Origin of the sequence: Arthrobacter sp. UYCo732 (assembly GCF_040547265.1) — a bacterium.
Taxonomy (GTDB): domain Bacteria; phylum Actinomycetota; class Actinomycetes; order Actinomycetales; family Micrococcaceae; genus Arthrobacter.
Genome location: NZ_JBEPPJ010000040.1, coordinates 1 through 6,158, shown reverse-complemented (window position 1 = coordinate 6,158; position 6,158 = coordinate 1). Strand labels below are relative to the sequence as shown.

Genomic DNA, 6,158 nt, shown 5'->3' with positions numbered 1-6,158 from the left:
CAGATCATGGAGGACGTGCTGATCCGTTACGAAGCCCACCTGGGCTTCCTCGCCTACTCCAACGAGTACGACCACCCCACCCTCATCACCCCGCCCGCACCGCCGACCACCGGTACCCCCGCATAAGCCGAGCCAGCGCATGTAGGACCTGTGGAGATGGCTGCAGTACGGTCGGCCGCTCGACGGAGTAACAGTAGGCAAGAACGAACCCGGTGGGCGCCCTTATCGCCCACCGGGTTCGTTTTCCGCGTCCACGTCAGGCCCATCCCGAGCACCTCCACGTAGCGGTGACCGCCGCGTCCCGGTGGGCCGCCCGGCTTCCTGCTGGGGATTCCCCCTCCACGGTGCGCGGGGTTCTGTGGCGGCCGGCCTGGCTGTCATGGCTGGGCCGGACCACCGGCCGGGTGATTCGCCGCTACGAGCACACTCAACCCGGGGATTTGGTCCACACCAGGCCTCTTGTCGCTTCCACCCAGATGCGCCATTAGCCCCAATACCGTTCACTTAGGCGGCGCGAATGCCTGGTTTGGGTATTCGTTTGAGTGGCCAGCCTGACATCTTGCGTTTGACGATGCGGGGGTTGCTCCGTTGCCGGCGGGGTGGCAGGAGGGCGTGGCGGGAGAGGCGTCAGGCCTTTGAATCAGTAACAACGCGCTGCAGCGGTCGACGCCCGGATGGCATACCCGCCTGGGGTTCCGCAGGACATCGTTTGGGATGCCAGCGAGCCAGAAGTCATAGGGCGCATCTGAAGCCATGCTGCTTGAATTGGGTCGTCAGGATCCTGGTGACCTTAACTTCGCTGCCCCCTGGAGGGTTAGCTCCCGGTTGCCGGACGTGATTCCTGGACGATGCGGGAACGACTACCCGGACTGGCACAGAGGCAGCGGCACCGGCGTCATTGCCGGCGTCAAAACGGCAGCGCTGACCACGGGAATCCGGCCGCACGCCTCGACGTGAAACTCACCACAGGGGATCCGCACCACGAAACCACACGGGCTGCACGTGCTACCAGGTGCCCGTGGTTCGGCCAGGATCGACCTGTCTGCGGCCCCTTCGCAGCTTAGTACTACAATCGCGTTTATTTTGGGCGAACCTTGGCGGTCTAATCGGACTTTCCGGTCGTGGCCTGTTAATCGTTGGTGGTGAGTGATGATATTTGTGTGGCGGAGGTAGAAGAGTGGGCCGAAGGACTGGAGGAAATCGGCGATCTTATTGGGCCGCGGTTTGTCCGGTCCGAACCGCGGCGGAATGCTGTTGGGTATGTGCGCGGGCTGCTCTCGGATGAGGAACGGAAAAACTCCTGGCCCTGTCTGAACGGGCCGGGCACGGCACCCCGGATGGCATGCAACGCCTGCTCTCGACCACTGACTGGGACCCGGAGGCTGTGCGGGATGATCTGTTCACCTACCTCAACCGCCACCTGGGCGATCCCGAAGGGATCCTGATCATCGACGAGACCGGATTCCTCAAGAAGGGCACCGGATCGGCCGGGGGTCGCACGACAGTGTTCAGGCACTGCCGGGCGGGTGGAGAACTGCCAGATCGGGGTGTTCCTGACCTACTCCGCCCCGGCCGGGCGCACCCTGCTGGACCGGGAACTCTACCTGCCCAAAACCTGGACGAATGACCGGGAAAGATGCACCCGGGCCGGGATCCCCAAAACCAGGTAATTCGGCACGAAACCGGTGCTCGCCGCGGACATGATCGACCGCGCCCTGGATGCCGGGATCCCTGCCCGCTGGGCCACCGGGGACGCTGTCTACGGACAGCACACGGGGCTGCGCCGCCGCCTGGAAGCCCGAGGTCTGCACTACGTGCTGGCCGTTCCCGTGAACCAAAACATCATCGCCCCACCGCAGGGATCGGCGAGCAATGGCGCGCGGATAAACTCATCGGTTCCCTGCGCTCCAATGCCTGGCGGACCCGCACCGCAGGGGCAGGAACCAAGGGCGAGCGTCGATACTCCTGGGCGCGGATCCGCATCAACGGACCCGCCGAAACCGGGAAACACTGGCTGCTGGCCCGCCGCTCCCTGAAAGACCCCACCGACCTGGCCTACTACATCTGCCACGGCCCCAACCGGGTCTCCCTCGCCGAACTGGTGTGGATCGCCGGCGCCCGCTGGGCGATCGAGGAAACCTTCCAAACCTCCAAAGGCGAAACAGGGCTGGACCACTACCAGGTCCGCCAATACACCGGCTGGTACCGGCACATCACCCTCTCCATGTTCGCCCAGGCTTTCCTGACCGTGATCCGCTCCAAAAAAGGGGCCCTTCCGCCGCCGACGGCGAACTGATCCGGCTCTCACTGCCCGAAATCAGGCGGCTGCTCGTCCGCCTCGTCTGGCACCGCACCACCACACCGAAACACGTCCTGAAACACTCAACCTGGCGACGAAAACACCAACACCGAGCCCGACACGTCATTACAAGGCCCGCGGACAAACACCATAAACGCGACTGTAGTCTTAGGAGGTACGGGGGCTTGTGATGTCGGTGTAGCCCAAGCCACGTGTCGAGTCAGCAAAGTTCCGGGAGGGCCTTAGCGGGACGGTACCTGTCAGAAGATCACGTAGAGCTTGCGCAGCGTCTCGTGAAGCTCCCAGTTACCGCTCCAGCCCCGAGGGATGAAGATCGCGTCGCCGGGACCAACTAACTGGGGTTCGCCGTCGTCGGGGGTAATTGTCATCGAGCCTGAAAGAACGTGCACAAATTCATTTGTTTCGAGTACCCAACGGGAGGGTCCTGCGGTGCATTCCCAGATGCCGGATTCGGCACCGTTCCCGTCCTTCCAGAGGTAGCTCCCGCGAGTGTCCATCTGCTGTCCGGTGGCTTCAGGACACGGGCCCCAATCGTCCAGCTCCGTAACGTTCTTCGCATCGCGGATGAGGGTTGCGGAAACGCCGGTAGTCTTGTGTGTCATTTTTTTGCCCTTTCGTGAGGGTTATCGACCGGTTGGCCAGCCGATATAGGGTCTTGGTTTTGTGGTCATGGGCAACTGCCGGAATTGACCGCACTTGGATTAATGCAAGGGCTCAGACTTCGTAGTACCGGAATGAATGCGATTCCGCTCCTTCGGGGTTGGGTCCGTAGATGGTGACCATCCGCGCGTAGACGGGTGCCCAGTACCTCCCCATGCGTCCGGGATTTACGCGGGCTGAGTCACCTGGCTTAAGGATGACGGTCTCTCCTCCACTCTCGATGTGGAGTTCGCCTTCCAGCACGTAGTTCGTCTCGGTGTGGGGGTGGAAGTCCTCCCACGCGCAGGCCTCCAGTTCCCACTCTGAAAGGATAAAGTCCTGCCACGGGCCATCAGGATGGGAGTTGATGAACCTGCAGCGGAGGCTCTGCCATTGGTCCTTCATAGGAGCCAGGGCCTGCGCGGGCCAGAAATCGATCGCAGTCTTCGTCGTCAGTGTCGGGGGCTGAGGGATGGTTGTGACCATTGTCTTCACCGTTTCTTCAGTGGGTTCTGCATGGCGAGATGATTTGATGAATCTAAGCGACATCGCATCACCGTGATGCAGGTCACTCCGGTGTGAATACTTTTACATGGACGCGTGTCCAAGTCAATCGTTCTAAACCATTTATCCCGAACCTATTTTCTCTAGCCAAGCAATAGGGTTAGGGAAGTGTCCCTGTCGGACCGAAACGGGAGCTTGGAGAGTGAGCTATGCGGGTATCCGCTGAAGATCGAAAAGAACAGCTAATTGCAGCCACAGTCGAACTGATGCGTCGTGAGGGTGTCCAGTCCGTGACCATTCGGGCTATAGCCAAGGAGGCTAATGCTCCGTTGGCTACGGCTCATTATTGCTTCAGCAATAAAGAAGAGCTCATGGACGCGGCCGCCGAGGCCTGGTTCAAGAACCTGAGCCGTTTTTCCAGCGGCGCCTCGGTTCGTTTGGGACTTCGCAAAGCTGTGGAACAGGTAGCCGAAGGCTACTGGCGGGCACTTGAGGAAGAGCCCGCAAACATCCTGTCCGAGATCGAACTGATTCTGTGGGCAACACGTAATGCCGCTGTCAGCCCGCTGGCCGCGAAAATTTATCCCGCCTATGAAGTGGAACTGGGAAACATATTCTCTACCGCAGCCCAAAGCAGCGGTGACCAGTGCCTCATAGATTTCCCTACGCTGGTGAGGCTCTTTCTCATGATTTACGACGGGGCTGCCATTCAATACATGACCGACCCGAAGGCTACCGACCACCGTGCCCAGTTTTTCATGATGGTTGATGCCCTTCTCATGAAAGCCGGCGTCTGAACAACGCGGGAGAATTAGGCTGAGCCTCAGGCGGGGACTCTGGCGTCGGAACGATCCGCGTCGGACGTGGCGTCCGCCGGCAGGGACTTCAGCCCGGCCGCGCAGCCAACGATCCCGGCGATGAACAGCACCTTCAACAGGCTGAAGGGTTCGGCGCCGGTGGCCATGGCCCAGCCGACGGTCAGGGCAGCGCCTATTCCTACCCAGACGGCGTAGGCGGTGCCCAGTGGGATGCTGCAGATGGCGGCGCCCAGGCCGATCATGCTCAGGGTTGTTGTCACGGCGAAAACCACGGTGGGGAGGAGAACTGTGAGGCCGTTGGACAGGCCCAGTGCCGTCGCCCAGACGGCTTCCAGCACGGCGGAACCAAGCAGAAGCAGCCACGCAACGGAACGTTTGCTCATTACGCCACCACCTTCAGTCCGACGACGCACGCGGCGATGCCGGTCAGCAGCAGCAGGCGCGCCGCCGTCGGGCGTTCAGCTTTGGTGAGCATCGCGTAAGTGGAAGTCAGTATCACGCCGACGCCTACCCAGACGGCGTACGCGGTGCCGGTGGGGATGGACTGCATGGCCAAGGCGAGGCCGGCCATGCTGCCGAGGACGGACGCCAGGAAGAGGAGCGCTGGGGCGATGCGGCGCCTGCCGGCGGCCTGGAAGGTCCGGTGCAGGGCGGCAGCCCAGACGGCCTCCAGTGACCCGGAAAGAATGAGGATTAACCACGACATGACAGATCCTTGGGACACGCTTGCAGCGCCCGACGGCGGGCCTGGCCTATGGGTTGGTGCCGGGGCCTTCCGCTAACCGAAACGGAAGGCCCCAGGCCGTGTTGCGTACTCAATCCGTCTCGGGTCCGGTGCAGAAGAAGCACTCTCCGAGTTCGAGGCTTGAGTCGCAAGTCTTTTCGATGAGGTGTTCGCCGGCCTCGCTGAAGGAGTTGGCCGCAGGGTTCATTGGGGATCAGCACTTAGGCCATGGTGGCGAACATCACGGCCATAATGGCGGCGCCGACGGCTTCGAGGCTGTGTTGTTCTCGGGTGGAGTGCTTTGAGGCTGTTTTGCTGGGGGCTGTGGTTGCCGGTTTGCGGTCGCGCAGCAGGAGGGCCATGAAGACCACTGCCGCGGTTGCGAAGATGATTGTCAGCGGACTGGCGAGGCTGGGTAGGTGATCGAGGTTTGCGCCGGTTGGTGGGTGGGCCATTGCGTGGTGGGTGTTGGGCAATGGACTCGCGTCTGCGGGACCGGTGGCGATGTGGCTTGTCATCATGGTGATCATGAGGGCGGCGCCGGCCATGCTGAAGCTGTGATAAACGCATTTCAGGCGGTCCTGCCTGCCTGCGCAGAGTATTTTGAATTCGGGCCGGGCGACGGCCTGGATGATGAACCAGAGGGCTGCGCCGCTGAGAACGGCGATTTGGGCGAGCATGGTGGAGGGCGCGAGGTTCCAAAGCATGCCGGCCATCAGGATGTTCATGACGGCATGGAGGGTGTTGTTGACCCGGTCGGTGAGTTGGTGTGGCTTGGTGGCCTGCAGGAGGTGGTAGCTTCCACTGAGCAGGAGGACGACTGTGAGGGTCCAGGTAATTGCGGGGATATTGAACACGCGGATCACACTCTCGCTACAGGTTTTGGGTTAGGTGCAGGCGGTCCCCGGTGCTTTGTTACAGCACCGGGGACCGCCTGTTTAAGGGTTGTTCGTTTCCAGCGTTAGTTCACGTGGTTCTTGGCTTCTCTGTAGCTGGGCCGGTTATTTATCGGTGGTGCAGCACTGCCCGTTGGTGGTGGTGTTGGCTTCGATGGTGGCGGGGAGGTTGAGGGTGGGGTTTTGGTCGAAGAAGCCGTGGGGTTCGAGCATGAAGCCGATGTTTTGGCGGGGCATGATGGGCCAGTCTTCGAGGC

At 61.5% G+C, this 6,158-nt stretch carries 7 protein-coding genes and 1 pseudogene; 2 read left to right on the top strand and 6 right to left on the bottom strand.

Annotation, left to right across the window (positions count from 1 at the left end; genetic code table 11):
- The first annotated feature begins 1,160 nt into the window (after positions 1–1,160).
- Positions 1,161–2,296 (top strand): annotated as a pseudogene (locus ABIB45_RS22295) (IS701 family transposase).
- 263 nt (positions 2,297–2,559) lie between these two features.
- Here ABIB45_RS22295 and ABIB45_RS22290 read toward each other — a convergent pair.
- Together ABIB45_RS22290 and ABIB45_RS22285 are read right to left on the bottom strand one after the other, a co-directional pair.
- The gene (locus ABIB45_RS22290; protein WP_354218015.1) at positions 2,560–2,922 is read right to left on the bottom strand and encodes a cupin domain-containing protein; all 363 of its coding nucleotides are present in this window, start codon (positions 2,920–2,922) and stop codon (positions 2,560–2,562) included.
- Between the two features lie 112 nt (positions 2,923–3,034).
- On the bottom strand, positions 3,035–3,445 hold the full coding sequence (locus ABIB45_RS22285; RefSeq protein WP_354218014.1) for a cupin domain-containing protein: 411 nt from the start codon (positions 3,443–3,445) through the stop codon (positions 3,035–3,037).
- A gap of 227 nt (positions 3,446–3,672) precedes the next feature.
- On the opposite strand from ABIB45_RS22285, the gene ABIB45_RS22280 reads away from it, so the two are divergent.
- Positions 3,673–4,260, top strand: a complete 588-nt coding sequence (locus ABIB45_RS22280) for a TetR/AcrR family transcriptional regulator (RefSeq protein ID WP_354218013.1) — start codon at positions 3,673–3,675, stop codon at positions 4,258–4,260.
- Positions 4,261–4,286: 26 nt separating this feature from the next.
- Here ABIB45_RS22280 and ABIB45_RS22275 read toward each other — a convergent pair whose 3' ends face one another.
- The 4 genes from ABIB45_RS22275 to ABIB45_RS22260 form a co-directional block, all read right to left on the bottom strand.
- Entirely contained in the window at positions 4,287–4,664 is a 378-nt protein-coding gene (locus ABIB45_RS22275) for a DMT family transporter (RefSeq protein ID WP_354218012.1), read from the bottom strand.
- Positions 4,664–4,987 carry a DMT family transporter gene (locus tag ABIB45_RS22270; RefSeq protein WP_354218011.1) on the bottom strand — a complete coding sequence of 108 codons (324 nt, stop codon included), beginning with the start codon at positions 4,985–4,987 and terminating at the stop codon, positions 4,664–4,666. The genes ABIB45_RS22275 and ABIB45_RS22270 overlap by 1 nt, the downstream gene beginning before the upstream one ends.
- Before the next feature lie 239 nt (positions 4,988–5,226).
- The gene (locus ABIB45_RS22265; protein WP_354218010.1) at positions 5,227–5,862 is read right to left on the bottom strand and encodes a DUF5134 domain-containing protein; all 636 of its coding nucleotides are present in this window, start codon (positions 5,860–5,862) and stop codon (positions 5,227–5,229) included.
- Between the two features lie 144 nt (positions 5,863–6,006).
- The gene (locus ABIB45_RS22260; RefSeq protein ID WP_354218016.1) at positions 6,007–6,141 is read right to left on the bottom strand and encodes a hypothetical protein; all 135 of its coding nucleotides are present in this window, start codon (positions 6,139–6,141) and stop codon (positions 6,007–6,009) included.
- Between the last annotated feature and the right edge of the window lie 17 nt (positions 6,142–6,158).

What these genes read in the sequence shown, in the direction of transcription:
- ABIB45_RS22290 (WP_354218015.1), bottom strand. Translation starts at nt 2,922, where the DNA reads ATGACACACAAGACTACCGGCGTTTCCGCAACCCTCATCCGCGATGCG.
- ABIB45_RS22285 (WP_354218014.1), bottom strand. Translation starts at nt 3,445, where the DNA reads ATGGTCACAACCATCCCTCAGCCCCCGACACTGACGACGAAGACTGCG.
- ABIB45_RS22280 (WP_354218013.1), top strand. Translation starts at nt 3,673, where the DNA reads ATGCGGGTATCCGCTGAAGATCGAAAAGAACAGCTAATTGCAGCCACA.
- ABIB45_RS22275 (WP_354218012.1), bottom strand. Translation starts at nt 4,664, where the DNA reads ATGAGCAAACGTTCCGTTGCGTGGCTGCTTCTGCTTGGTTCCGCCGTG.
- ABIB45_RS22270 (WP_354218011.1), bottom strand. Translation starts at nt 4,987, where the DNA reads ATGTCGTGGTTAATCCTCATTCTTTCCGGGTCACTGGAGGCCGTCTGG.